The 26,397-nt window shown below is 27.5% G+C and carries 27 protein-coding genes; all 27 read left to right on the top strand.

The annotated features are described in order from the left end of the window. Nucleotides 1-69 precede the first annotated feature (69 nt). The 27 genes from WFJ11_RS03960 (at nucleotide 70) to WFJ11_RS03830 (ending at nucleotide 26,360) form a co-directional block, all read left to right on the top strand. Nucleotides 70-438: a NusG domain II-containing protein gene (locus tag WFJ11_RS03960; protein WP_293439663.1), complete on the top strand. Its 369-nt coding sequence runs from the start codon at nucleotides 70-72 to the stop codon at nucleotides 436-438. Then, nucleotides 438-938: a Gx transporter family protein gene (locus tag WFJ11_RS03955; RefSeq protein WP_293439665.1), complete on the top strand. Its 501-nt coding sequence runs from the start codon at nucleotides 438-440 to the stop codon at nucleotides 936-938. Before WFJ11_RS03960 ends, WFJ11_RS03955 begins: the two co-directional genes overlap by 1 nt. Next, the gene (radC, locus tag WFJ11_RS03950; protein ID WP_313960736.1) at nucleotides 925-1,788 is read left to right on the top strand and encodes a RadC family protein; all 864 of its coding nucleotides are present in this window, start codon (nucleotides 925-927) and stop codon (nucleotides 1,786-1,788) included. Before WFJ11_RS03955 ends, radC begins: the two co-directional genes overlap by 14 nt. Nucleotides 1,789-1,801: 13 nt before the next feature. Next, nucleotides 1,802-2,824, top strand: coding sequence for a rod shape-determining protein (locus WFJ11_RS03945; RefSeq protein WP_293439669.1), 1,023 nt, complete (start codon nucleotides 1,802-1,804; stop codon nucleotides 2,822-2,824). Beyond that, on the top strand, nucleotides 2,817-3,680 hold the full coding sequence (mreC, locus tag WFJ11_RS03940) for a rod shape-determining protein MreC (RefSeq protein WP_313960737.1): 864 nt from the start codon (nucleotides 2,817-2,819) through the stop codon (nucleotides 3,678-3,680). The genes WFJ11_RS03945 and mreC overlap by 8 nt, the downstream gene beginning before the upstream one ends. Next, nucleotides 3,673-4,170: a rod shape-determining protein MreD gene (mreD, locus tag WFJ11_RS03935; protein ID WP_009354286.1), complete on the top strand. Its 498-nt coding sequence runs from the start codon at nucleotides 3,673-3,675 to the stop codon at nucleotides 4,168-4,170. Before mreC ends, mreD begins: the two co-directional genes overlap by 8 nt. 11 nt (nucleotides 4,171-4,181) lie before the next feature. After that, nucleotides 4,182-7,538, top strand: coding sequence for a penicillin-binding transpeptidase domain-containing protein (locus WFJ11_RS03930; RefSeq protein WP_338816931.1), 3,357 nt, complete (start codon nucleotides 4,182-4,184; stop codon nucleotides 7,536-7,538). Between the two features lie 70 nt (nucleotides 7,539-7,608). Further along, nucleotides 7,609-8,661: a BMP family ABC transporter substrate-binding protein gene (locus tag WFJ11_RS03925; protein ID WP_293439675.1), complete on the top strand. Its 1,053-nt coding sequence runs from the start codon at nucleotides 7,609-7,611 to the stop codon at nucleotides 8,659-8,661. 120 nt (nucleotides 8,662-8,781) lie between these two features. Next, nucleotides 8,782-10,314 (top strand): glutamine-hydrolyzing GMP synthase, encoded by a 1,533-nt coding sequence (guaA, locus tag WFJ11_RS03920; protein ID WP_293439677.1) that lies wholly within the window; start codon nucleotides 8,782-8,784, stop codon nucleotides 10,312-10,314. 350 nt (nucleotides 10,315-10,664) lie between these two features. Further along, the gene (locus tag WFJ11_RS03915) at nucleotides 10,665-11,060 is read left to right on the top strand and encodes a hypothetical protein (RefSeq protein ID WP_338816930.1); all 396 of its coding nucleotides are present in this window, start codon (nucleotides 10,665-10,667) and stop codon (nucleotides 11,058-11,060) included. A gap of 218 nt (nucleotides 11,061-11,278) precedes the next feature. Continuing rightward, nucleotides 11,279-11,617: an integrase core domain-containing protein gene (locus WFJ11_RS03910; protein WP_338816929.1), complete on the top strand. Its 339-nt coding sequence runs from the start codon at nucleotides 11,279-11,281 to the stop codon at nucleotides 11,615-11,617. An 84-nt stretch (nucleotides 11,618-11,701) separates the two neighbouring features. After that, nucleotides 11,702-12,004 carry an AlbA family DNA-binding domain-containing protein gene (locus tag WFJ11_RS03905; protein WP_293439681.1) on the top strand — a complete coding sequence of 101 codons (303 nt, stop codon included), beginning with the start codon at nucleotides 11,702-11,704 and terminating at the stop codon, nucleotides 12,002-12,004. Between the two features lie 51 nt (nucleotides 12,005-12,055). Next, complete coding sequence (locus WFJ11_RS03900) at nucleotides 12,056-12,799, top strand: ATP-binding protein (protein WP_293439683.1); 744 nt, start codon at nucleotides 12,056-12,058, stop codon at nucleotides 12,797-12,799. Continuing rightward, nucleotides 12,786-12,971 (top strand): winged helix-turn-helix transcriptional regulator, encoded by a 186-nt coding sequence (locus tag WFJ11_RS03895; protein WP_293439685.1) that lies wholly within the window; start codon nucleotides 12,786-12,788, stop codon nucleotides 12,969-12,971. Before WFJ11_RS03900 ends, WFJ11_RS03895 begins: the two co-directional genes overlap by 14 nt. Before the next feature lie 13 nt (nucleotides 12,972-12,984). Then, nucleotides 12,985-14,082, top strand: a complete 1,098-nt coding sequence (locus WFJ11_RS03890) for a YecA family protein (protein WP_293439687.1) — start codon at nucleotides 12,985-12,987, stop codon at nucleotides 14,080-14,082. 195 nt (nucleotides 14,083-14,277) lie between these two features. Further along, nucleotides 14,278-14,802: a GNAT family N-acetyltransferase gene (locus WFJ11_RS03885; RefSeq protein ID WP_293439689.1), complete on the top strand. Its 525-nt coding sequence runs from the start codon at nucleotides 14,278-14,280 to the stop codon at nucleotides 14,800-14,802. Between the two features lie 120 nt (nucleotides 14,803-14,922). Then, the gene (locus tag WFJ11_RS03880; RefSeq protein ID WP_293439691.1) at nucleotides 14,923-15,606 is read left to right on the top strand and encodes a response regulator transcription factor; all 684 of its coding nucleotides are present in this window, start codon (nucleotides 14,923-14,925) and stop codon (nucleotides 15,604-15,606) included. Beyond that, nucleotides 15,599-16,825 carry a sensor histidine kinase gene (locus WFJ11_RS03875; RefSeq protein WP_293439693.1) on the top strand — a complete coding sequence of 409 codons (1,227 nt, stop codon included), beginning with the start codon at nucleotides 15,599-15,601 and terminating at the stop codon, nucleotides 16,823-16,825. The genes WFJ11_RS03880 and WFJ11_RS03875 overlap by 8 nt, the downstream gene beginning before the upstream one ends. Nucleotides 16,826-16,892: 67 nt before the next feature. Beyond that, entirely contained in the window at nucleotides 16,893-18,302 is a 1,410-nt protein-coding gene (locus WFJ11_RS03870) for a hypothetical protein (RefSeq protein WP_293439695.1), read from the top strand. 570 nt (nucleotides 18,303-18,872) lie between these two features. Beyond that, nucleotides 18,873-21,404, top strand: a complete 2,532-nt coding sequence (gene mgtA / locus WFJ11_RS03865) for a magnesium-translocating P-type ATPase (RefSeq protein WP_338816927.1) — start codon at nucleotides 18,873-18,875, stop codon at nucleotides 21,402-21,404. Between the two features lie 130 nt (nucleotides 21,405-21,534). Beyond that, entirely contained in the window at nucleotides 21,535-22,173 is a 639-nt protein-coding gene (locus WFJ11_RS03860) for a CPBP family intramembrane glutamic endopeptidase (RefSeq protein ID WP_293439699.1), read from the top strand. 74 nt (nucleotides 22,174-22,247) lie between these two features. Continuing rightward, nucleotides 22,248-23,483: an aminopeptidase gene (locus WFJ11_RS03855; RefSeq protein WP_338816926.1), complete on the top strand. Its 1,236-nt coding sequence runs from the start codon at nucleotides 22,248-22,250 to the stop codon at nucleotides 23,481-23,483. Nucleotides 23,484-23,614: 131 nt separating this feature from the next. Beyond that, complete coding sequence (locus tag WFJ11_RS03850; protein WP_338816925.1) at nucleotides 23,615-23,959, top strand: prepilin-type N-terminal cleavage/methylation domain-containing protein; 345 nt, start codon at nucleotides 23,615-23,617, stop codon at nucleotides 23,957-23,959. Next, complete coding sequence (locus WFJ11_RS03845) at nucleotides 23,952-24,374, top strand: type II secretion system protein (RefSeq protein ID WP_009372760.1); 423 nt, start codon at nucleotides 23,952-23,954, stop codon at nucleotides 24,372-24,374. The genes WFJ11_RS03850 and WFJ11_RS03845 overlap by 8 nt, the downstream gene beginning before the upstream one ends. Next, a complete protein-coding gene (locus WFJ11_RS03840) occupies nucleotides 24,364-24,699 on the top strand; it encodes a PulJ/GspJ family protein (protein ID WP_293439706.1) in 336 nt (111 codons plus the stop codon). Before WFJ11_RS03845 ends, WFJ11_RS03840 begins: the two co-directional genes overlap by 11 nt. Further along, a complete protein-coding gene (locus tag WFJ11_RS03835) occupies nucleotides 24,677-25,219 on the top strand; it encodes a prepilin-type N-terminal cleavage/methylation domain-containing protein (protein ID WP_293439708.1) in 543 nt (180 codons plus the stop codon). Before WFJ11_RS03840 ends, WFJ11_RS03835 begins: the two co-directional genes overlap by 23 nt. A 1-nt stretch (nucleotide 25,220) precedes the next feature. After that, nucleotides 25,221-26,360 (top strand): hypothetical protein, encoded by a 1,140-nt coding sequence (locus WFJ11_RS03830; protein ID WP_293439710.1) that lies wholly within the window; start codon nucleotides 25,221-25,223, stop codon nucleotides 26,358-26,360. Nucleotides 26,361-26,397 lie beyond the last annotated feature (37 nt).

Here is a 26,397-nt window from a genome sequence, read left to right as displayed (position 1 = left end):
ACAAGAACTGATAAATTTTATTAAAAATATATAATATTGTTATTTCTAATAAAAAATAAGGATGTGTGTATGAAAAAAGGTGATATTATTGTTATCTTCACTTTAATCGTTGTATTTTGTCTGTCATTTATATATATAAGTAATAGTTTTATAACAACTGGTGATAAATATATTAGTGTTCAAGTAAATGGAGAAGAGATTAAACAAATCACTTTTGGTAACGAAAAAAAAGTTTATCCTATAAGAACTTCTTTTGGACTTAATATTCTAGAGGTTGATAATGAAAGTGTTAGAGTAATAGAAGCAAGTTGTCCTGATAAACTTGATGTTAAATTTGGTAAAATAAATAAAGTTGGACAGGCAATTATTTGTATGCCTAATAGACTTGTAATACAAATAAAATCAAGAAAAACTAATGATTTGGATGTGGTAAATTAGTGAAAGCAAGAAAAGTAGTTTTAATTTCATTATTTGTTTCAGTAGCTTTAATAGTTTCATTACTAGAATATTATATTCCAATTCCCGTACCAAATGTGAAATTAGGATTATCAAATATAATAATAATAAATTCTATTTTATTATTTGGCTTTAAGGAAGCATTTATTATTTCATTTTTAAAAGCTATTTTATTGGTGATAATTTTAGGAAATCCAATAAGTTTTATATATAATTTTACTGCTGGATTTACAAGTATTATTATTATGTATGTATTAAATAAGTTTTGTAGTAAATTTTTAAGTTTAATAGGAATAAGTGTTTTAGGTTCTGTTTCTCATGTTATGGTTCAAATACTAGTTTCTATGGTTCTTTTAAATTCAAGAACTTTAGTTAATTTTATTCCTATTTTAGGAATGATTGGAATTTTTACAGGCATACTAGTTGGTGTGATTTCAAATTTTATGTATAAAATTGTACGAGGTTATTATGTCAAATTATAGTTATGAAGAATTTTTAAAAGATTTAAATGTATTTTTAAAAAATGAAAAAATAAAAGATAAAGAATCATTTGAAAAAGAAGTTAAAGAAGGAGAAATACCTTTTGCAGATAAAACAATAAGTGAAGTAAATAGATTAAAAAATATTGAATATAAAGATATTGAAACTTTTACTATTTCAATAAATGAATTAAAGGAAACGGATAAGCCTAGAGAGAAACTTTATAAATTTGGTCCTGAAAGTTTATCAGAATATGAACTTTTAGCAATTTTAATTCGAAGTGGTTCAAAAAAAGAAGATGTTTTAGCTCTTTCAAAAAAATTATGGATTTATATGAGTAAATTTCATAGAATAAGTGAGATTACAATTAATGATCTTATGGAAATTGATGGTATTGGATTATCTAAAGCCTGTAGTTTGATTTCCGCTTTAGAGCTTTTTAAAAGATTAAACATGAGAGAATGTGTTGATAATTTTTCATTTTGTTCTCCAAAAAGTGTTGCAGATATATTCATGAATATATTAAGAGACGAAATGAAAGAGCATTTTTACGTCTTATTATTAGATACAAAAAATAAAATAATATCTTGGAACGAAATATCAAAAGGGGATTTGAATTCATCTATCGTTCATCCAAGAGAAGTTTTTAAGTATGCATTGAAATATGGTGCAAATAGTATTATTTGTTTGCACAATCATCCAAGTGGTGATCCTACTCCAAGTTCACAAGACATAGACATAACAAAAAGGTTAGAAGATGTTGGAGATTTGGTTGGAATAAGATTATTAGATCATATTATAATTGGATATAACAAGTATATAAGTTTAAAAGAAAAGGGATTAATGAGATAAGAGAGGTAGAATAATGAGTTTTTCATGGATTTTAGGGGAAGATTTGACTTTAGATTTAGGTACATCTAATACTCTAATTTACTCAAAAAGAAAAGATGGTAAGATTATAGAACCTTCTGTAGTGGCTGTAGATTTAAATAATTATGAAATTGTTGCAGTCGGAGAGAAAGCAAAAAGTATGGAAGGAAAAACTCCTGATAATATTATAACTTTATCACCAATAAAGGGTGGAAAAATAATAAATTTTGAGATTGCACAAGTAATGCTTACTAATTTATTAAAAAAAGCAAAATCAAATTTTTCAATTTTTCATCCTAAAGTATATATAGCGATATCTAGTGGAATATCCGAAGTTGATAGAAGAGCTATCGAAGATTGTGTAATATATTCTGGAGCTAGAAGTGTTGAATTTATTCCAAGTGCCGTAGCAACCGCAATAGGAATGGGACTTCCTGCTTTAGAGCCATCAGGTAGCATTATAGCTAATGTAGGTGGTGGAACAGTTGACGTTTCACTAGTAAGTTTAGGAGGAGTTGTTGCAACTAAGTTTGTAGATATTGGGGGAGATTTAGTTGATTATGATATTATAAATATTGTTAAAAATAAATATGATCTCATGATAGATAAAGAAACTGCTGAATATATAAAGATTAACCTTTCGTCATTTATCACTAGCAATATTACTAATAATTTATCAATATTTGGGAGAGATATAAATAGTGGAATGCCTAGAAATGCAACAATTTATGGGAAAGATATAACATCTTCTTTATTTCCGCTTTTTAATGCAGTTGCTGATGCAATCAAAGTTATATTAGAAAAAACACCACCATCAATGACTGGTAACGTCTTAAGGAATGGGATTTTTTTAACGGGAGGATGTTCCAAAATTAATGGATGTGTTGAATATTTACAAAATGAATTGAGGATAGCTATTAACGTCGTTGATAATCCATTGACTTGTACTTGTGCTGGAGCTAGTATACTAGCAAGTGAATTAAAAGTTAAAAATAATAGGAGAAAAAGTAATGAATAGATTTAGAAATATTAAAGCACGTAAAAAGAAGATATCTTTTTTCACCACTATAATTATTTTAAGTTCTATTATTTTTTTCAGTAATAATTCTTCTATTATGAATATTGGTGAAAATGCGATAGGAACAGTTACAAATTCAATTTCAAGAATAATTTATTCATCAATTGCTAATTCAAAGGAAGTTTTTAAAAATATTTTTGGATCAAAAGCAATTAGAGAAGAAAATGAAAAACTAAAAGTTGAGAATGCAGAACTTAAAGAAAAAGCGACAAATATGGAGAATATAATTGCTAAAGAAGAATTTCTAAAAAATGAATATAATCTATATATGAAAAATAAAGAAAATCTTTTAAGTGCTAATGTAATTGCTTTAGATAATAATAATCTATTTGTAAGATTTAATATTAATAAAGGTAGTAAAGATGGCGTGAAAGTTGGAGATATTATTGTACAGGGAACTGTAGGGGACGAAAATAACACTTATATTAAGGCTGTCGTTGGAAAAGTTATAGAAGTGGGATACAACTGGAGTAAAGTTTCTAGTTTAGTTGATTCTGCAAGTAATGTTTCTTTTAATGTTGTAAGAACTCAATCTTTTGGTGCTATTAATGGTCAAGAAAATGATTTTCTATCTGGGTTTATGTATAAATCAGATGCAGATGTTGTTGTTGGAGATAAGTTAGTAACTTCTGGAAGAGGTGGTGTATTTCCAAGTAATCTATATATCGGTGAAGTTACAGAAGTAAAAACTTCAGAAAATAATTTAGAAAAAAAGATAAATGTAAAATCTCCAGTAGATTTTACAACTTTATTTAGAGTTTTCGTATTAAAAGGAAATGGTGATAAGAATGAATAGATTAAAAATTGTATTGTTGTTTTTTGCTAGTATTATGATACAAACTGCTATATTGCCAAATTTTAGTATTTTTAACTCAAAAGCAAATATGAGTCTAGCACTTGTTGTAGCAATAGCTATGAATTATGGATCATATATATCAGGTTATTCAGGAATTGTTCTTGGTTTTCTGGAAGATATTTTATTCTCAAAATTGATTGGAATTAGAGCATTAATTTATTATATGATAGGATTTATAGTTGGATATAATGAAGATTCAATTAATAAAGGAGATATACGTTCAGGTTCCATAATTACAGTAGTAGCAACTTTGTTTTATTGGATTATGAATACTATAATTAATATGATTCTTGGAAATTCATCTTCAGTAGAACTTTTAAATTATTTAAAAGGTCCAATAATTATTGAATTAATTTTGAATGTTTTATTATACTTGATATGTAATTATTTGTTGAGAAAAGTATTCAAAAAGAGAAAATTTAGATTTTAGTAGGTACTTATATGAAAATTTTTGATAAGAATAAATTAGAAAAGATTAATGATAGACAATTAAGATATAAGATAGTTTATTCAATTTTATTTATTTTGATGTCTGCACTAGTTCTCAAATTATTTCACTTAACAATTATAAATGGTAATGACTATAGAGATAAAGCAGATAATAATAGACTTAAAGATGTAAAAATAACTGCCCCTAGAGGAAATATTTATGATAAAAATGGAAAGTTGTTAGCAGGAGTAAAAACTAGTCCAGCTGTTCAAATTTTAAAAGATGAATTTAATAGACTAAATAAAGATGAAAAAGCAAATAAGATTGAAGAACTAATTAAAATACTTAATAAAGATGGTGCTAGTTGGGATACTGATGATTATTTTTTAGGAATTAATTACTTTGTATATTCTTCAGATTTAGATTATTTTACTGAATTAAAATCTCCAAAAGAGAAAGTACTTGATATTATTATGGAAAATAATTTAGTAGAAGATATTTTAAAACTAAAAATTGAAAAAAATTCATCATCAGAATTTTCTTACTATATAATTAAAAAAGTTATTAGAGATTTACAACTTAAAGGAATATATGTTCCAAGTGATTTTTTTGATGTAGATAGTGGAGAAATTACTTTTACTAAAGGTACAAAATATGATGAATATGCAAAAGGAAAAGATCTTTCTAAAGGTATTTATTCTCATGTTGCATCATTAGTAAAAGATGATAAATCAATAATAAGAAAAATACTAGATCAACCTTTGGCAAGAAAATTAGTTTATGATGAATTAAAAAATAGAAATCTTTTAAATAATATTGAATTAAAACCATTAGTTGATTTAAATAGATATAATTTATTATTAATTAAATCTGAATTAAATAAACAAAATTCTAAGGTAACAATGGAGACAAGTGCAAAAGATGATTTTTACAATATGGTTAGAAAGTTTACTATGGATAAATTATTGAGCTATGTCAAAGTTGATAAAAATGGTAATAAAATCATTCCTGCAGAAATATTATTAAAAAAATTAGAAGAAAAAGGTATAGATGCAAATGTTGATTATACTCTTGTTAAAGATGAAAAGGATAAGGAAGTAGTTCAATTTAATTATAAAGATAATTCTAAAAATGATGTAGAACCTTTAACTCATCTAATTTCTATTGCTGAAGATAATAATATACTCTATGATTTTGTTCTATCAGATGAAATAAAAACTGTTGCTCAAGAAGTAAATACAGAAAACAATATAATTTTAAAAATTTCAATAACTAGTAAATCATTTGACTATGTTTATAATATAAATCGTACAGAAATAAAAAATAGATATAAAATTAAAGATGATTATACTGCTGAAAGTTTATTTGAAATTTTAAAAAAGACATATTCTATTGAAAATTTAGATGATTATAATGCATATAGTTATTTGGTTTTAAATAGAAAAGTAGAGTTACAAGGAGATAAAGCATATATTCCTATAACATTAACATATGGTATTTCTGAACCCTGTATTTCCCATATAAAAGAAAAATTTGAGAATAACAATGGGTTTACGGTTTCAATGGAACCTATAAGGTACTATCCTAACGGAGAAATGGCTTCACATATCTTAGGATATATTGGAAAAATATCACAGCAAGATGAAATTGAAAAATATAGTAAAGATAAGGGTTACTCTTCTGATAGTTTCATTGGAAAAACGGGAGTAGAAGAAAGTCAAGAAGTTTCTTTAAAAGGACAAGATGGATTTAAGAAAGTTATGGTTGATAATAGAGGGAATAGAACAGAAACTATTTCTGAAACACAAGCTATTCCTGGAAAAAATGTTTATTTATCAATTGATTCAGATTTACAAAAGGTAGCAGAAGAGTCTTTAAAACGTACTTTAGAATCTATAAGAAATGGAAGTGAATATAAAAGTAAGTGGGGAAGCTATAGACCTAATGAAAGTCATAAAAATGCAACAAGTGGAGCGGTTGTAGTTCTCGATGTAAAAACAGGAAAAGTGTTAGCTCTTGCAAGTTATCCTTCCTATGATCCAAATCTTTTTGTAACTGGAATTTCAAATAGTGATTGGATAAGTTTGTTTCCTGAAGATCCAAGAGATTTTCTTGCTCCAAGACCTCTGTATAATATAGCAACTCAAAGTATTTCACAACCAGGTTCTACTTTTAAATTGGCAACTGCTTTAACAGCGCTTGAAAAAGGATTGAATCCTAATGAAAACATTAACTGTCAAGGTGTAATGGATGTTGGGGATACTAAATTTGGTTGTTGGATTTGGAATCAATATAAAAAAACTCATGGTAATGAAAATTTAAGAACAGCATTAAGAGACAGTTGTAACTATTATTTTTACGCTTTAGCTTTAGGAGAAAACCCAAAATCAAATAAAAAAACTGGAACTAAAGTTACAATAGAAGATTTATCAAAAACAGTAAAAGAATTGGGACTTGGTGAAAGAACAGGAATTGAAATTAATGTACCTAAAGAAAGTAAGGGTGTTGTTCCTGATTCAAATACTAAGAAATCTTTAACAAAAATTATGTTAAAGCAAAAACTCGAAAAAGAAATTGATAAATATATATTGGATGGAAAAAATAAAGATGACTATGATTTTACTAAAATTATTGATACTATTGTAAGTTGGGCTGATGAAGATACTGTTCCATCAAGAACTGAAGTGATTAAAAGATTAGAAAAATTAGAATTAAAAGCAGAAGAAACTGTTTCTAATTCAAAAACTACTCTAGCTGATATGATAAAGTTTGATTATTTAAATCAAGCTTCTTGGTCTAATGCAGACTCTTTAAATACAGTAATTGGACAAGGTCAAAATGCATATACTCCAATTCAAATGGCTAGATATATGGCGATGATATCAAACGGAGGTCAGAAGATAAAAACATCTGTTATTGAAAAAATAGTAAGTTATGATAATAAGACAGTTTCATTTCAAAATAATCCTGAAACTGAAAAATCTAGTTTTAATCCTAAAAATCTAAAGTATATTTTGGAAGGTATGAATATGGCATCTAAGACTTCAGAAAATTCTAAAATATTTAAAAATTTACCAATTGAAATTGGAACAAAAACAGGTACTGCACAAAAAAGTGGAGTAAATCCAGTTACTGGACAAGCATATGATAACTATGCATGGAATGTTTCTTTTGCACCTTATAATAAACCAGAAATTGCTATTGCAACAGTAATATTTCAAGGTGGAGCTGGAGCTTATTGTGGTCCAATTGTTAGAGATATAATAGGGCAGTATTTAGATAGTAAATCGGAATCAGGTGAAAATATTAATCATGATAAGAAAAATGACAATAATTCAGGAAATGGTGACAATTTAGTCGGAGATTAGTAAAAAAGTATTGAATTTTTGATAACTTTGATATATAATGTATTTGACTAAATAAACTAGGAGGTTTTATATGAAACTCAAAAAGACTTTTGCGGCACTTTTAGTTGGCGCTATGATCTTAACAGGTTGCTCTTCTAAACCTAATGAATCAAAAGACACAAAGACAGAAGAAAAAAAAGAAAACACTAAAAAACCAATTAAGTATGCTATGGTAACAGATACTGGTGGTGTAAATGATCAATCTTTTAACCAATCTGCTTATGAAGGATTAAAAGAATTAGAAAAAGAAGGTATAATTGAAAAACCTACTTATGTTGAAAGTAAACAAGCTTCTGATTACAAAACGAACTTAGAAACTTTACTTGATGCTAAAAATGATTTAATTGCTGGAATTGGATTTGCGCTAGCAAAAGATATTGAAGCTGCTGCAAAAGCTAATCCTGATCAAAAATATGTAATCATTGATTCTTCTTTTGAAAACACACCAAAGAATTTAATTGGAACAATATTTGCAGATAATGAAAACTCATTTTTAGTTGGATATTTAGCTGGAACATTAACTACTTCAAATAAAGTAGGATTTGTTGGTGGTATTACATCTCCATTAATCAAAAAATTTGAAGCAGGATTTAGAGCGGGTGTTGAACTTGCTGCAAAAGACAATAACAAAAAAGTAGAAGTTGTTGCTCAATATGCTGAAAGTTTTGGTGATGCTACTAAAGGTAAAGCTATTGCAAATAGCATGTACTCATCAGGTGTTGATATGATTTTCCATGCATCAGGTGGAACTGGTAATGGAGTAATCGAATCAGCCAAAGAAAACAAAAAATTTGTTTTTGGTGTAGATAGAGATCAATCTTACTTAGCACCAGAATATGTTGTAGCTTCTACAATCAAAAAAGTAAACGAAGCTATTAAGAGTGTTGGAAAAGATTTATATGAAGGAAAATTCAGAGGTGGAGAAACTATTGAATTTTCACTTAAAACAAACGGTGTTGATGTTGCATATGGAAAAGAAGATCAATTAAAGATTAAAATTCCTGATGAATTAAAACAAAAAATTGAAGAATTAAAGAAGAGCATTGCAGATGGTAAAATTACTGTACCAACTGAAGTAAAATAAATTATCAACAAAAAGGAAGCGGAAGCTTCCTTTTTTAATTAAAATGATTATATTAATATTTACCTTTTGCTATTATTATTATATAATATTATTGTTAAATAAAAATAAGGAGACTATTTTATGAAAAATGAATTAATACTTGTTGTTGATTTTGGAGGACAATATAACCAATTAATTGCTAGAAGAGTTAGAGATCTTAATGTATATTGTGAAGTTGTTCCTTACAATAAAGCAGTTAATGAAATAAATACAAAAAAACCTATCGGTATAATTTTTACAGGCGGCCCAAATAGTGTTTATGACGAAAATGCGCCAAAAATTGAAAAAGAAATTTTTGAATTTAACATACCAATCTTAGGATTATGTTATGGAATGCAATTAATATCTCAAACATTTGGTGGAGTTGTTGAAAAAGCTGACAAAAAGGAATTTGGAAAAACTTTGTGCATCAAAGATAAAAATTCAAAACTTATTTCAAATATGAAATCTGAAACAACTGTTTGGATGAGTCATCAAGATCAAGTTGTAAAACTTCCCGAAGGATTTGACTGTATTCAACATACTGATACATGTCCTTATGCTGGAATAGAAAATGAAGAAAAGAAAATTTATGCAGTTCAATATCATCCAGAAGTTAATCACTCAGAAGAAGGAAAAGAATTAATAAAATCATTCCTTTACGATATTTGTAATGCAAGTGGTGATTGGACAATGCAAAACTTTATGAATGAACAAATACAAAAAATAAAACAAACTGTAGGAGATAAAAAAGTTTTATTAGCTCTTTCAGGAGGTGTTGACTCTTCTGTTTGTGCATCATTACTTTCAAAAGCTATTGGAAGCCAATTAACTTGTGTATTTGTTGATACAGGACTTATGAGAAAAAATGAAGGTGATGAAGTAGAAGAAGCTTTTAAAAATGATGAATTAAATTTTGTAAGAGTAAATGCAAAAGACAGATTTTTAGAAAAGCTTAAAGGAGTTACAGATCCTGAACAAAAAAGAAAAATAATTGGAGAAGAATTTATTAGAGTTTTCGAAGATGAAGCTAAAAAAATTGGTCAAGTAGATTACTTAGCTCAAGGAACAATATATCCGGACGTTATTGAGTCAGGTCTTGGAGATGCAAAAGTTATAAAATCACATCACAATGTAGGAGGACTTCCGGATGTTGTAGATTTTAAAGATTTGATAGAACCTTTAAGAGATTTATTCAAAGATGAAGTAAGAAGATTAGGTTTAGAACTTAAAATGCCTGAATATTTAGTTTTCAGACAACCATTCCCAGGACCTGGTTTAGGAATAAGAGTAATGGGCGAGGTTACTGAAGAAAAATTAGAAATACTAAGAAATGCCGATGCAATATTTAGAGAAGAAATAGCAAAAGCAGGAGAAGATAAAAATATAAGCCAATATTTTGCAGTTATTACAAATAACAAAACTGTTGGGGTAATGGGGGACTTTAGAACATATGATTACACTCTAGCCCTAAGAGGAGTTACAACAACAGACTTTATGACAGCCGACTGGGCGAGAATCCCTTATGAAGTACTTGACAGAGTTTCCATAAGAATAGTAAATGAAGTAGAGAATATAAACAGAATTGTCTATGACATAACAAGCAAACCACCAGCAACAATCGAGTGGGAATAAAGCGAAAATCCTCATAAACGGCTTAAAATCCATGCTTATAGCATGATGAAATGAGCGGTTGGGGCAAAATTAGGTAAAAATTTCAAAAAGAATAAATCCAATAATAGCTCAAAGTGGCTTTACAGATGGATAAAAAAATTAGACCGTAGCTTAGTCGTTACAGTCTTTTTGCATTTGTCAAATATGAATACTCCTTTTGAATATAAAGTTTTATCTTGGCAAAAAATATAGACTTTCAAAATTTTCTGTAATGTGATAAGGCATATGTTACAGAAATAAATAAAAAAAGAGAGAACTTCTGATACAATGTTTTAAAGCAAAAAAACTACAGTATCGGAAGGAGTTCTCTCATGAAAATTATAACAGAAGAAATGCGTTTTCGCCAGCGTTTATGTGAATATGCTATTAAATATGGAGTAACACGTGCAGCAAGACGATATCAAACAAATAGACAGTTTGTGTATCATCAGTTAAAAAAATACGACGGAAATGTTCGTAGCCTCGCATTTAAGAGTAAACGACCGCATTATAGTCCAAATGCTCATACAGAGGAAGAACTTGCCTTAATCCGTCGAATACTGAAGCGTAACGGAATATATGGGTTGGCAGAAGTATATGTTAGAAGCATAAAATGCGGATATAAAAGAAGCTTTGGAAGTATGTGCAGACAGATACGAAAAAAAGGATACAAGAAGCCTACAATCCATAAAAAGAGCTACTGTAAATATGAGCGTATGGAGGGTTAAATATCCTGGAGATAAAGTTCAAATAGACATAAAGTATGTGCCAAATGAATGTATCCGCTTTCCAAGTTATGGACATAGATACTATCAGATTACAGGGATAGACGAGTACAGTAGGAAACGTATATTGAAAATAGTAAAAGAAAAGAGCACCTACGAAACAAGTAAATACCTATAAATACCTAAAAGAACTAGAAAGTAGAGTGGGATTTCCGATTCGAATGATCCAAGTAGATAACGGACCTGAGTTTGTAAACGATGGAGAACGAACAGAGCTTGAAAGTGCGTTTGAGAAGAGTGCAAAGGCATTGCATATGTTATTGCAAAGGACAAGACCCTATTCTCCATGGCAGAATGGGAAAGTAGAACGAAGTCATAGAGAAGACGGTAAGATTCTTTATAACAGGAAAGTCTTCACAAGCGAAAAAGAACTTATAAAGCAGGTAGCCAAGCATGAAGCGAGATATAATAAGACAGCAAAGGCCGTACTAAATTTTAAGAGCCCAAATAAAGTTGTATCAGAATACTTCTCAAAGTGTAACATATGTCTTGACAATTAAGACGAATACGACAATAAAATGTCGGTTTATATTTTATAAATATCTTCAATGCGATATAATATATTACATTGGAGGATAGTTGCAATGAACAAATATACTGATACAATTGCAAAAGAAATAGTATCTTTCCTAAATAGTAGTGGTGGAACAATTCTTATCGGTGTAAAAGATAATGGAACTATAATTGGTGTGAACAAAATTGATGAAGTTCTTAGAAAAATATCCGATATCATAACAAGCCAAATTGAACCGAATCCTAAAGATGAAATTAAATCAGAGCTTCAATTTGATGAAGGAAAAACTATCATTGCAATTCATATAAATAAAGGTCACAATCATATTTATTGTCAAAAAAATATGGATTTTCTTCTGCTGGATGTACCATAAGAATAGGTACAACTTGCAAAGAGATGACCTCTGACCAGATTTAAATTAGATATGAGAAAAAAATTTATAGACACTGAATATATGCTTAAGAAAAGATCGAATTCATCGGATTTATCATTTAGAGAACTTAAGATATATTATTCTGAAAAAGGATACAATTTAGAAGATAAATCTTTTGAAACGAATTTAAATTTAAGAAATGAAGCTGGAGAATATAATTTATTGGCAGAATTATTATCGGATAAAAATAATATTCCGTTTATTTTTGCAAAATTTAAAGGGAAAAATAAGGCATCAATCTCTGAACGAAGTGATTACGGTTATGGCTGTATTTTAACGACCTATGGGAAAATAAGAAACAGGTTGCAAGCAGAGAATATATGTATTTCTGATACGACGGTTAGACCAAGAAAAGATATTTATCTATTTGATTTTGATTGTGTTAATGAGGCAATTCTTAATGCTTTAGTTCATAATGATTGGACTGTTACAGAACCTCAGATTTCGATGTTTCATGATAGGTTGGAGATTCTTTCTCATGGAGGTCTTTCTGGTGGAATGACAGAAAAGGAATTTTTTGATGGAATAAGTAAACCTAGAAATGCCACATTGATGAGAATATTTTTGAATATGGGTCTGACAGAACATACATGGTATGGTATTCCAACGATTGTAGAAAAATACGGAAAAGAAGTTTTTGAAATTCAAAGCAATTATATTAGGTGTACTATTCCTTTTGAAAAAGAAGTAATTGACCAAATAGACAAGAAAAAATGTCGTTTTGAACAAGACTGAAAAGAAAGTGATAGAAATCTTGATTGAAAATCCGAGCGTAACATCAGTTGAACTTGCAGAAATAATAGGGGTAACAAAGAGAACCATCGAAAGAACATTTAAATCTTTGCAGGGAAAAAAAGATGATAGAAAGAATTGGCTCAAAGAGAGATGGAAATTGGATTGTGGTTAGGTGAGGAATAATTATGAAAATTGGCAGAAATAATCCTTGCCCATGTGGAAGTGGGAAAAAATATAAAAAATGTTGTTTGAAAAAAGAGAGAAATTTTCTTATTGGAGAAGATTTATTTTACAGTCAAATTGAGCCACTATATAAAAATGTTAAATTTGATATAAATCGATTTTTAGAATTTGAGATATCTTTGCCTTTTCAATTAGCTTTGGAAGATAAAAGTTTATTTAGTTTTAAAAAAGAAAACTGTATACTGCATTATTTTTATAAAATACGTGAACGTGAAGAAGTTATGATGGAGCATAAGGATTTACCTGTAAAAAAATATTATACTTCTGTTATTGTTGCGATAAGTTATAATTTCAATATATACAAAGAAGAAGCTTATGAAAATATACAAAATAAATTGTTTGATTACTCATTAGAAGAGCTTAATAAACAAATTATAGCTTATACGACTTGTGCAAAAGATGATAGGTGCTTCAGAGTGACTAAAGAGATGCTTTTTCCTATAGTAGTTATGAATTTAGTAAATCTAGAGGAAATAAAAAATGAGGAAAGTATATTTATGCTTCATATGGATGTACCATATAAGAAAGAAAGTTTAAAGCAAGAAAATATTTATGAGTGTCTCAGAATTTATAATATTTATAATGAAAAATTAAACCCTTTGATACATTCAGAATCGTATGTTTTAAAAGCTAGGAGGAAATTTAGAGAGGGATTCTATGATGAGGCTGTTATAAGTATTCAGACGAGTATTGAGATTTTAATTAGAATCATTTATAGAGAAGTCTTAATTTGTTCAGATATAAGCGAATTAGATATAGAGAAGATACTTGAGGATGAAAGCTTTATGAGTATAGTAAAAAAGAAATTAGCAAAATACATTGGTGGGATATGGGATATAACTAGAAAAGAAACACCAATTTGTAATTGGTATAACAACACTTATAAAATGAGGAATAAAATTGTTCATGGTGGATATTTCCCAACCTTCAATGAAACGGATATAGCGATAAGTGCAGCAATGGAATTTAGAGAATATATTTTTAAGAGAGTAAGGGAAAAGAAAAAAGTATACTCTAAATTAAATGAATATTTCAAATAAAATATAAATTTTGATCTGAAAAATAAATTTCTGCTTGCAATATGCTTGCAAAAAATTAGATAAACAGAAATAAAACGGATAATAAGGCCAAATTTGATAACAAAAACATTGATTTTATGCCATTTATATAAAACAACATCAATGGATATATCGAGTGGGAATAATATTAAAAAAGAAATATTTTGAGGAAAATTAATGGATATTAGTAAAGATAGAATTCGTATTAGAAATTCTGTTATAACAGATTGTGAGCAACTTGCTGAATGGTGGAATGATGGTAAAGTTATGGCTCATGCTGGATTTCCAAATGGATTAGGTATAACTTTAGATAAAATCAAGAGCCAAATTTTACAAGAAAGTGATGAGAATGGACGTACACTTATAATTGAATATGATAATATGCCAATAGGAGAAATGAATTACCGAAATATACAAGATTACAAAGTAGAAATTGGCATTAAAATATGTAATCCCAACTATCATGAAAAAGGACTAGGGAGAGTGATTTTAAGTCTTTTTATAAAAGAGCTGTTTACTATGGGCTTTAAAGTGATTATTTTAGATACTAATGTTAAAAATAAAAGGGCTCAGCATATTTACGAATTATTAGGATTTAAAAAAATAAGAATTAATTCTGATTCCTGGAAAGATCAATTAGGAAATTTACAGTCATCTATTGATTATGAATTAATAGAAGATAATTTTAACGATTATTCTTAAAGTATGATAAATTAAATAGTATTAATAGAAATAATATAGAGAAAATTAGTAAAATTTTCTCTTTTATTCATTTTTCGTTTTAGTAATTATTTTTTTGAGGAATGAAAAGGCGGTGATAGAATGAGAATACTTTTAGCTGAGGATGAAAAAAGGATGGCAAGGGCACTTGTAGAATTGTTGAAGCAAGAGAAATATGATGTAGATCATATGGAGGATGGTGATTCTGCACTTATGGCTCTAGAAAGTGGAATATATGATATTGCCGTACTTGATGTTATGATGCCAGAAATGAATGGATTTGAAGTTGCAAAAAGAGCGAGAAAAAATGGCATTAAAACTCCAATTCTAATGTTAACAGCAAAGAGTCAGTTGGATGATAAAGTTGAAGGGCTTGATAGCGGTGCTGATGATTATTTAACAAAACCATTTCAAACTAAAGAACTATTAGCTAGGATTCGTGCATTGGGGAGACGTTCTTCTTCATTTCAAGAAGATATTTTAAAATATGGAGATCTTACTATAGATAAAGCAACTGCAATGTTAAATTGTGATACTACAGGTCAAAATGTTAGATTAAGCGAAAAAGAGTTGCGTATTTTAGAGTATATGTTTAATAATAATGGTCAAATTATGACTAGAGAGCAATTTGCAGTGAAAATATGGGGATTTGAAAGTGAAACTGAATATAATAATGTGGAAGTATATATGTCATTTACAAGAAAGAAACTTGCATTTGTAGGCTCAAAAGTAGAAATTAAAGCTGTTCGTGGTTTAGGATATGAATTGAGGGAAAAAGATGTTTAGTAAATCTAGAAAAAAGATAATATTATCAATTATGGGCTCAATTATTATCTTATTTGCAGTAACTTTGTCAGTAATTTTATTGGCTAGTTTTAGAGAGATTAGACAAAAAAATTTAGATATGTTAGAACGATATGTTGAGGATTATTCCATAGATAACAAAGAAAAAAATAGAAATAAAAAAGATTTAGAGTTAGAAAAAAATCCTAATAAAAATTCAGATTATCAATTGTCAACTTTTTATTCGGTTGCAATTTCAAACAATGGTTCAGTACTTTCTGTAGATAATGGAAATAAAGAGTTGTATAACAATGATAAACTAACACAGATTGCAAAGAGCATTTTAGATGAGAAAAAACATTCAGGAAGAACTAGTAATTTATCTTATGTCGTAAAAGATAAAAATGGATATACTCTTGTTGCATTTATGGATAACACTGTTTCAGAAGCTGGATTAAGAACTATGCTTCGATATGTTTTGATTGTAGGATTTACTTCAATTATAGGAATGTTTTTATTATCATTACCATTGTCAAAACGTATTATAAAACCACTTGAAGAAAATGATCGTAAACAGAAACAATTTATATCCGATGCTAGTCATGAATTAAAAACCCCGGTTGCAATTATAGGAACAAATACAGAATTACTTTCTCGAGAAATTGGTAATAATGAATGGCTTGAAAATATTAAATATGAAAATGAGCGAATGGGTATTCTTATAAAACAACTTTTAGATTTATCACATGCAGAAGATGTGATTGTTTCTATGGAAAATATAAATTTTTCTAGGATTATTTTAGGAGAAATATTAGCTTTTGAAAGTTTTGCTTTTGAGAAAGGAAAAGAATTTATAATAGATATTGACGAAGATGTATATTTAATTGGAAATCAAATACAACTTAAACAGCTTGTATCTATCTTATTAGATAATGCGATTAGGCATTCTTCAGGAAAAAATATTAATATAAATTTAAAAAGAAAAAATAATACTATTGAGTTAAATTTAATCAATGATAGTAATGAAATTCCACAAGAAAAACTTAATCATATCTTTGATCGATTTTATAGAGTTGATGAAGTTAGAAATAGTGAAGATTTACATTATGGGATAGGTCTTTCTATTGCAAAAGCTATTATTGAAAAACATGGTGGAAATATAGAGGTTTTAACAAAAAATGGAAAATTTAAACTTATTATTAAATTTTTTATAAATAATTAAAAATTTCAATCTTATTTCAATAAAACTGCTTTATAATAAACTCATAAAAAATAAGGAGGTAAATATTATGAAAAAGTTTAGAAATAAGAAATTAATAAGTTTGCTTGCAATTTTATTAGCAACAGCTTGTGGTTTTGGGTTATACGCCTATAATATAAAAACATCAACAAACAACACTGAAGAGGCAGTAAAAAATGAAAATGGTGCTCCACCTGATGGTGGTGGAGGTCCAGGAGGCGGTCCTCCAGGACAAAGTAGTTCAGATATTACTTATACTGGAGCAGTAGAGATTTCTTCTAGTGAAACTCAAACAGATAAAACTTACTCTAGTACAAGTAGTGATGAGAATGCTTTGCTTATAAAAACATCAGAAGAAGTTACAATCAATAATCCAACAGTTACAAAATCTGGAGATTCTGATGGTGGAGATAATAGTAATTTCTATGGATTGAATGCAGGTATTTTAGTTAAAGATGGGTCTAAGACAACTATAACAGGTGGTACTATTAATACTAGTGCAAATGGTGCTAATGGAGTTTTCAGTTATGGAGGAAATGGTGGAAATAATGGTGCTGAAGGTGATGGAACTACAGTAACTATTCGTGATACCAAGATAGTAACAACTGGTGGAGGATCCGGTGGTATTATGACTACGGGTGGTGGTACAACTTATGCTTATGACTTAGATATTACTACTAGCGGGCAATCATCAGCTGCAATAAGAACTGACAGAGGTGGTGGAACCGTAGTTGTTGATGGAGGAACATACACTTCTAATGGTTTAGGTTCTCCTGCAATTTATTCAACAGCTGATATTACAGTATCAAATTCAACTTTAACTTCAAATCTTTCAGAAGGAGTTTGTATTGAAGGATTAAATTCAATTACTTTGAATAATTCTAATTTAACTGCGAATAACACTAAAAGAAATGGAAATGCAAAGTTTTTAGATAGTATAATGATTTACCAATCAATGTCTGGTGATGCTGCAAGTGGTACAAGCCAATTTACGATGAATGGTGGAAGTCTAACTAGTAAAAGTGGACATGTATTTCATGTAACTAATACTAATTCAATTATTACATTAAAAGATGTAAAAATTGATAATCAAGATTCAGAAAATATTTTGTTATCTGTATGTGCTGATGGATGGAGTGGAGGAAGCAATATTGCAACATTAAAAGCCTCTTCTCAAACACTTACAGGAGCAATTAAGGTTGGTAGCGATTCAAGTCTTACATTAGAAATATCTGATAATTCTACTTTTGAAGGTTATATAGATGGAAAAATAACAAATGCAGAAGGTAGTTCAGTATCAACAGATGTAGGAAAAGTATCTGTAACACTTGATAGTTCTAGTACATGGACATTAACTGGAGATAGTTATGTTACAGAATTTAATGGAAATCCTGAAAATGTAATAAGTAATGGATATACTTTATATGTTAATGGAGTTGCATTAACAGGTGTTAAATAAAATACTAGTTTAGTAACTAAGGTTAGGGAGTAAACTTTAAAAGTACTCCCTAATTTTTTTAATTTTTACTTTCTAATCTTAGTTACTAAACTCAAAAAAGTAAGAGAATCACCGTTAAGACTAAAGATAGACAAACCATTTTTTTGCATGTCTATGACGTCAAATCTCAAATTTTTTAGTGATACAGCTACAATAAAAATGGTCTTAGTATTTTAAAAATTTTAGTGAAATAAGTTGAAATTTAAGGATAGCTATGATAGTATATAAATTAGAACGGACTGTTTGAAATATTTGTTCTAAAAAATATTTATAAGTAATATATTTTATATAGATTAAGAGAATCCATACACAAAGTTATTCACACATTTTAGGAGAATGAGCAGCATGATGCTTTATTGATTTTGTTAAAATTATAGTTTAATTTTTTACATTTTTTTTAATGTTATTTATTAGCTTAATTTTAACATTATATAGTAATTATTTAATTTTAAAAGATGACAAGAGTTGTTCTAAAAGCATACTGCACCACTCTTTTTAATAATATGTTTAAAATATAACAAGGAGGATATTATGAAAGAATTCTGGTCTTATGATTTAGATGATATATTAAAACGATTAAAAACTAATAAATCTGGATTATCAAGTAAAGAAGCAGAAGAAAGAATTGATAAATATGGACAAAATATTTTTGATGAAAAGAAATCATCTTCAAAATTAGGTATATTCATAAATCAATTCAAAAGTCCTATAATTATGATATTAATTTTTGCAGCAATATTATCTATGTTTTTAAAAGATTATTCTGATGGTATTATCATACTAATCATTATTATGATTTCTGCATTTTTAAGTTATAGTCATGAAAGTAAAGCTAATAACGCAGTAAAAAAACTTCTTTCTTCTGTAAGCGTAAAATCTTCTGTTTTAAGAGATGGGAATTTTGAAGAAATAGACAATGCAATGTTGACAATAGGGGATATAATAAATATAAAAACTGGTGATATGATTCCAGCTGACTGTCTACTTATAGAAGAAAATTCACTTTCAATGGATGAATCAAGTTTAACTGGCGAAACTTTTCCCGTTGAAAAAATTATACAAAAATTACCTTGCAATACGGGACTTTCTGATAGGAAAAATTCACTTTGGATGGGGACTCATGTCATAAGCGGATCAGGTATGGCAGTAATAGTAAATCTAGCTAAAGATTCAGAGTTTGGAAAAATTACTTTATCTTTGAATAAAAAAGATTCTGATACAGACTTTGAAAAAGGCATAAGAGATTTTGGTAACTTGATACTTCATGTTACAACTTTATTAATTGGTATTATATTCTTATTTAATATAATTCTGAATAAATCTTTTTTAGAATCTTTTATGTTTGCATTAGCTCTTTCAGTAGGATTAACTCCTCAAATGCTACCTGCTATTATAAGCGTAAACTTATCACAAGGTGCCAAGAGAATGTCAGAACAAGGTGTTATAGTAAAGAAATTAAATGCCATTGAAAACTTCGGTTCAATGACTGTAATGTGTTCTGATAAAACAGGAACTATCACTCAAGGAAGAGTAAATCTTGATTCTGCTTTAGATTGTAATGGTGAAAAATCAGATAATGTAAGCAAATTAGCATCCATAAATTCATATTTTCAAGAAGGATATACGAATCCTATTGACCAATCTATTTTAGAAGCAAATAAAAATGATTTTTCTAAATATGAAAAAATATTTGAAATACCTTACTCTTTTGAAAGTAAGCTTTTAAGTGTAATTGTAAAAACTGAGCTAGATTTTGATGGTAGAAATATAATGGTTACAAAAGGAGCATTAACAAGCATACTGAATATATGCAAAACTTATGAAAAATCAGATAAGAGTAGTGGAGATATTGAAGAAGTTAGGACACATATATTAGATTTATTTGATAAATATTCAAGTCAAGGTTATAGAATTTTAGGACTTGCCTATAAATTTATAGAAGATGATATAGAAACTAAAAATCAAAGAGCTGAAGATATGGTATTTGTAGGTCTATTACTATTTATGGATCCACTAAAAGACGATATAAAAGATGTTGTTGCCGAAATGAATAGATTGGGAGTTTCTCTAAAAATGATTACAGGAGATAACAGTCTTATAGCTAAAAATATAGGCAGTCAAATTGGACTTAATCCTGAAAAGATTTTATTAGGAGAAGAACTGGATTCATATTCTATAAGTCAGCTTAACAAGAAAGTTTTAGATATAGATATTTTTGCTGAAATAAGTCCTAATCAAAAAGAAAAAATAATTATGGCATATAAACAGGCAGGAGAAATAGTAGGATATATGGGAGATGGTATTAATGATTCTCCTGCTATAAAGCAAGCAGACGTTGGAGTATCTGTAAATACCGCTGCTGATACAGCTAAAGATGCAGCTTCTATAGTACTATTACAAAATAGTTTAAAGGTGTTGGTATCAGGCATAAGTGAAGGTAGAAGGACATTTATTAATACTTTAAAATATATATTTGTAGCCACAAGTGCAAATTTTGGTAATATGTTTTCAATGGCAGGAGCAAGTTTGTTTTTGAGTTTTTTACCTTTATTGCCTAAGCAAATTCTTTTGACAAATCTACTAACAGATTTTCCTTCATTGCAAATTGCTTCAGATTCTGTTGATGAAGATTGGTTAAAGAGTCCTGTTAAATGGGATACGAAGTTTATAAAGAAGTTTATGATTTTATTTGGTATTATTTCTTCAGTGTTTGACTATATAACTTTTGCATTATTACTCTTTATTTTCAAGGCCGATGAAAGGTTATTTCATACTGGATGGTTATTAGAATCCATTATTTCTGCTATGGTGGTAATGCTTATTGTTAGAACAGCAAGGCCGGTTTTTGCTAGTAAGCCAAGCAACAAATTGTTGATTGCTATAATGGGGGTAGCTGTAGTTTTATTTGTGATTGTATATAGCCCAATAAGTTCATATTTAGGATTAATAGCTCTACCTATTAAGGTATTGATATCTTTACTTGGCGTTTCATTACTATACGCATTAACAGCTGAGATATTAAAAAAATTTTTCTATAAATATAATTCATTTTCTAGAAAATAATGTAGTAAAAATAATGGAGAGTTTTTCTCCATTATTTTTTTGATTAAGTAATATTAATTTTGTGATATAATAGTATTAAACTATTTTAGATATAAAGTCAGTAGTTAAAAATTGTACAGAGGGTGATGTGATGGAAACTAAATATATAAAGGATAATTTTGTTCCTATCTTTATAGAGCTTTTATTTGTAGTGTCATGTTTTATTGTAGAAAAACAATTTTATATTTATACAAATTTTTGTTTTTATTTGTTATTAGCTGTCTATTTCTATATAAGAAAAGATTTATCTATAAAAGAGTGGTATAATGCTATCAAGAGTGGCAAAAAATTTTTTATACAAGTAATTTTAACAGTAGTATTAATTTCTATTGCATTTTACTTTACTATTATTTTAGAAAATATATTTCCTAATATTAATAAAGGTATGATTTTATTGAGAGCTGATAATTGGTTAAAACTAATATTATTCTCTTTTTCAACAATTATTTTTCCACCAATTATTGAGGAAACATTTTTTAGAAAAAATTTAATTTCTTTTAAAAATAGTAAGATATTAATAATAACATCTCTATTATCTATGTTCTTATATGCTTTAGAACATTCTTTAACGTGGTGGGGAATTTTCTTATGTATGATATGGGCATTTCCATTTAGTATTTCATATATAAAAACAAGAAATATTTATGTATCAATGACAGCCCATTTAATATGTAATTTAATTATTAATGGCATTCTAATTATAGATTTAATAAAATATCTTATAAAATAAAAAGTTTTGTTAAGGTTTGCATTTTTAATAAAATAGTGTATAATTAACTTATAATATAATATAAGGAGAAGGTTATGGACTTTAAAGAAAAACTTAAGAAATACTCTGAAACAATTATTAAAGTTGGAACAAATGTACAAAAAGGTCAACTAGTTGTTATTAGAGCAAATATTGAAGCAAAAGAGCTTGTTCGTTCTTTAACAGAAGAAGCTTATAAAGCTGGAGCTGGAGATGTTAATGTTATTTGGAGAGATGACATTATTACAAGACGTAAATTTGAATATGCAAGTATTGAAACGCTTTCTGAGGTAAAGCAATGGACAGTAGATCAATATACAGATTATATTGACAGTAATGCTGTTTTTATTTCTGTAGTAGGCGATGATCCAAATAAGTTTGATGGATTAGATATTGAGAAAATTAAAGCAAATAGTGTTGCAAACTCTAAGGCTATGAAATACTTTTCAACTTCTCTTATGGCAGATAAAAATTCTTGGTGTGTTGTGGGAGCGCCTACTCCAGCTTGGGCAAAAGTTGTTTTTCCTAATCTTTCAGAAGGAGATGCAGTTGAAAAACTTTGGGATTTGATTTTCTATACTTCAAGAATAGGAGAAGGAGATTCAATTAAAGATTGGGAAGAACATATTAGTGAATTAAGTAGAAGAGCAAAATATTTAAATGAAAAACAGTTCAAATATTTAAAATATTCTAGTAAGAAAGGTACTAATTTAACAATAGAATTACCAAAGAACCATGTTTGGAATGCGGCTGGTAGTGGATATAATGCTAAAGGTATTAGTTTTACAGCTAATATGCCTACTGAAGAAGTATTTACTCTCCCACATAAAGATGGAATAAACGGTGTTGTTTATAGTACAAAGGCGTTAAATTATAATGGAAACATAATAGATGAATTTAAGTTAGAATTTGAAAATGGAAAAGTTATTAATTATGAGGCAAAAAAAGGTTATGAAGTATTAAAATCTTTATTAGAAACAGATGAAGGCGCTTTATCTTTAGGGGAAGTTGCTTTAGTTCCTTTTGACTCACCTATTTCAAATACAAATACAATGTTTTTTGAAACTCTATATGATGAAAATGCATCTTGTCATTTAGCATTAGGTAGAGCTTATCCTACTTGTTTAAAGGATGGAGAAAAGATGACTGAAGAAGAACTAAAAGAAAGAGGTGCTAACGATAGTTTAGTTCATGTCGATTTTATGGTTGGAGATGAAACATTAAACATAATTGGAATAACAGAATCTGGAGAAGAAATTCCTGTATTTACTAACGGAAATTGGTCAAATTAAAAAATTGCAGGATTTTTCTTGCAATTTTTTAATTTAGAAATAACAAGGTTCACGGGAACCCACCCGATGTAAAGCATCGTGGAAGGGTGGGGGGCTTATTAAAATATTATTTATTTAGGAGGATTAGTTTTATGAATAATGTAAAGAAAAAGGCTTTTACATTGATTGAACTTTTAGTTGTTATAGCAATACTTGCTATCCTTATTTTAATAGCAGTTCCTAGATATAACAATTCAAGAGTTAAGGCTGATAAGACTGCTCATTCAGCAAATGTTAAGGTTTTAGAAGTGGCTGGACTTAGGTATTTAACAGAGGAAAAAGTAGAATCTGATAGAGATATTACTGAGGAATTAGTAAATAAAAAATACATAAAAGAAATTCCTAAATTGCCAAAGTCTATAAAAGGAACAGCTTATAAAGTAGAAATAAAAAATAGAGATGTAGTAGTAACACCACCTGTAGAGAAAGATGATTAAAAGAAAGTCATTTACGCTTATAGAATTGGTAGTTTGTTTAGCTATAATTTCTGTAATGGTAATGGTTGTTAGAGTAAATTTTGTAAATAATAAAAAAACAATTGCCAATGAGGAATTATACTTAATAGCAGAAAGTATAGAAAATGCAAAAGTCTTTTCTATAGAAAATAATAAAATTGTTAAATTGAAATCAGATTCAACAAAAGAAACATTTGAAATATCATCAGGAGAATTTGTATTTAAAAAAATTTATTGTAAACATTTAAATATCTTAAATGATATTGAATTAGAAATTAACACTAACGGTATTCCAAGTGTGGGAAAGACTTTTAAATTCTCATATGATAAACAAAATTTTGAAATTAGGATTAGACCTGTAACAGGATTTGTTAATGTGATAAAAAATGAAAAATAATTATTTAAAAAATAAAGCATTTACATTAGTTGAATGTATTTTTGCGGTTTTTGTTCTATCTATAATAAGTCTGTATATATTATCAGGAATTAATAATTTTTTACAAATTCAAAAAGCTAATATTAAGGAAATTGATGAATTATCAGAAATTGAAACTACTATTGTACTTATAAAGAGTAATATCAAAAATAATAAAACTATTTTAGAGAATGTCAATTCAGAAAAATTTGAAGTTAAAGTTTCTGATTTTGGAGAACTTTATAATATAAAGATTTATCAAAAAGATAATGTGGAGAAGATATATGAATTTTATGTATCAAAATAATAGAAGATCATTTACATTATTAGAACTTCTGATAACAATAGTAGTTTCAAGTATAATTATTATATGTTGTATTCATATTTTTTATGGTACTTATTTTTTAAACTTAAATCAAAGAAAAAATTATTCGAAATTAGAACAAATTAATTACGCAATGAATTATATAGAAAAAGAAATTTCTGATTCATTAGAGACTAAAGTAACTTCAGATGAAATAGAGCTGAAAAGATATAGATATAATTCTTTTTTGAGTGAAAATAATAGACATACGGTTTCTAAAATAAATAAAATTACATATAAAATAATAAAATATGGTAGTAAGTACGAAATACGTAGAATATCTAAAGACATTTTAAATTCTACATACTATGGAAGTAATTTGTTGATAAATGATTTAGATTTTTTTTTAGTGGAAAGAATTGATAATTACTTAGTTATAAAGGTCTCATTTAATGGTAAAGAATATTCAAAATATATCTTTTTAAAAAATTCAAAATTTAATTACTTGTCAGGAGGAAATTGATATGAAACGTAAGTCGTATATTATGCCAGTTGTTTTGTTGATATTTTCTTTAGTATTAGTTGTATTTTTTTCAATATATTATAGAACTATTTTTACTAATAATCATAAGATTTCGAAAGAAAATTTAATTTCTAAAAAAATAAATGAAATTAGTTTAGAGGAAATTTTAAATACTAAAGCTACTTTAAATTTCGTTAATAGTAAATTAAATAATAGGGAAAATTTTAATGTAAAAATAAATTTTAAAGATTTATTAAATGTGAATAATATTACAAATTTTCAGAATAATTTTGATACCTATGAAATAACATTAACAAGTAAGCGTATAAAGAAAAATCTGAATTTTTACGATAAGAGTAATAAATCAAAAAAATATAATGTAAGTCAATACGAAATTTTTTTTGAAGTAAAAAATTATAATGAATTAATTGAATATAAATTTGTAGATAAAAATAGAATAGAGAATTATATATTTGATGAACAAGTAAAAAATTATATTGACGAAAATACTAAATTGTTAAATAATGATTTTTACTTTGATTTAAATAAAGATTATTCTAAATTATATAATAGAATATTTACTCAGGAGATACAAAATACTTATACTGATGATTTAAGAATATATGATTATAAAGATAAAATTTATTTTGTGTATAATGAGCAGTATAAAAAATTGTTAAGAAGTTATTTGGATTTAAAGCAGGTTACTGTTGATAATTTAGATATAAATTTATGTGATATAGATGATTTTAAAAATTGTTCAAGAGATGATTTTATAAACTTGTTTCTAGTAGAAAGTTCTGATTTTATAAAGGATTATAAGTACAGCATTATAAATATAGACGTTAAAAATAAATTATATCTTGATTTTAATAAAAATGTTGATATTTATAGTAATGTTAAAATTAATAGTACAAGTGAAATAATAGTAACCAATAAGATACCCAAAGTACAAGGAGTAATAGTTAATAATTCCGAGAATAAAAAATTTGATTTTTATATTGAAGGAGTCTTATTCTCAAAGTATAAAATAAAAAGTGATTATAAATTTTTACCTGAAATACTAGATGTAACAGCTAGATTTATAAAAATAAGCGATGATTATTACTTGGAAAAAATGGAAAAAAATGATATTAAGTAGTTTGCTTAAATACAATAAATTTGTTATACTATAACTG

The organism is Parvimonas micra, from assembly GCF_037482165.1.
Classification (GTDB): Bacteria; Bacillota; Clostridia; order Tissierellales; family Peptoniphilaceae; genus Parvimonas.
This window is presented reverse-complemented; position numbering and strand designations above follow the sequence as displayed.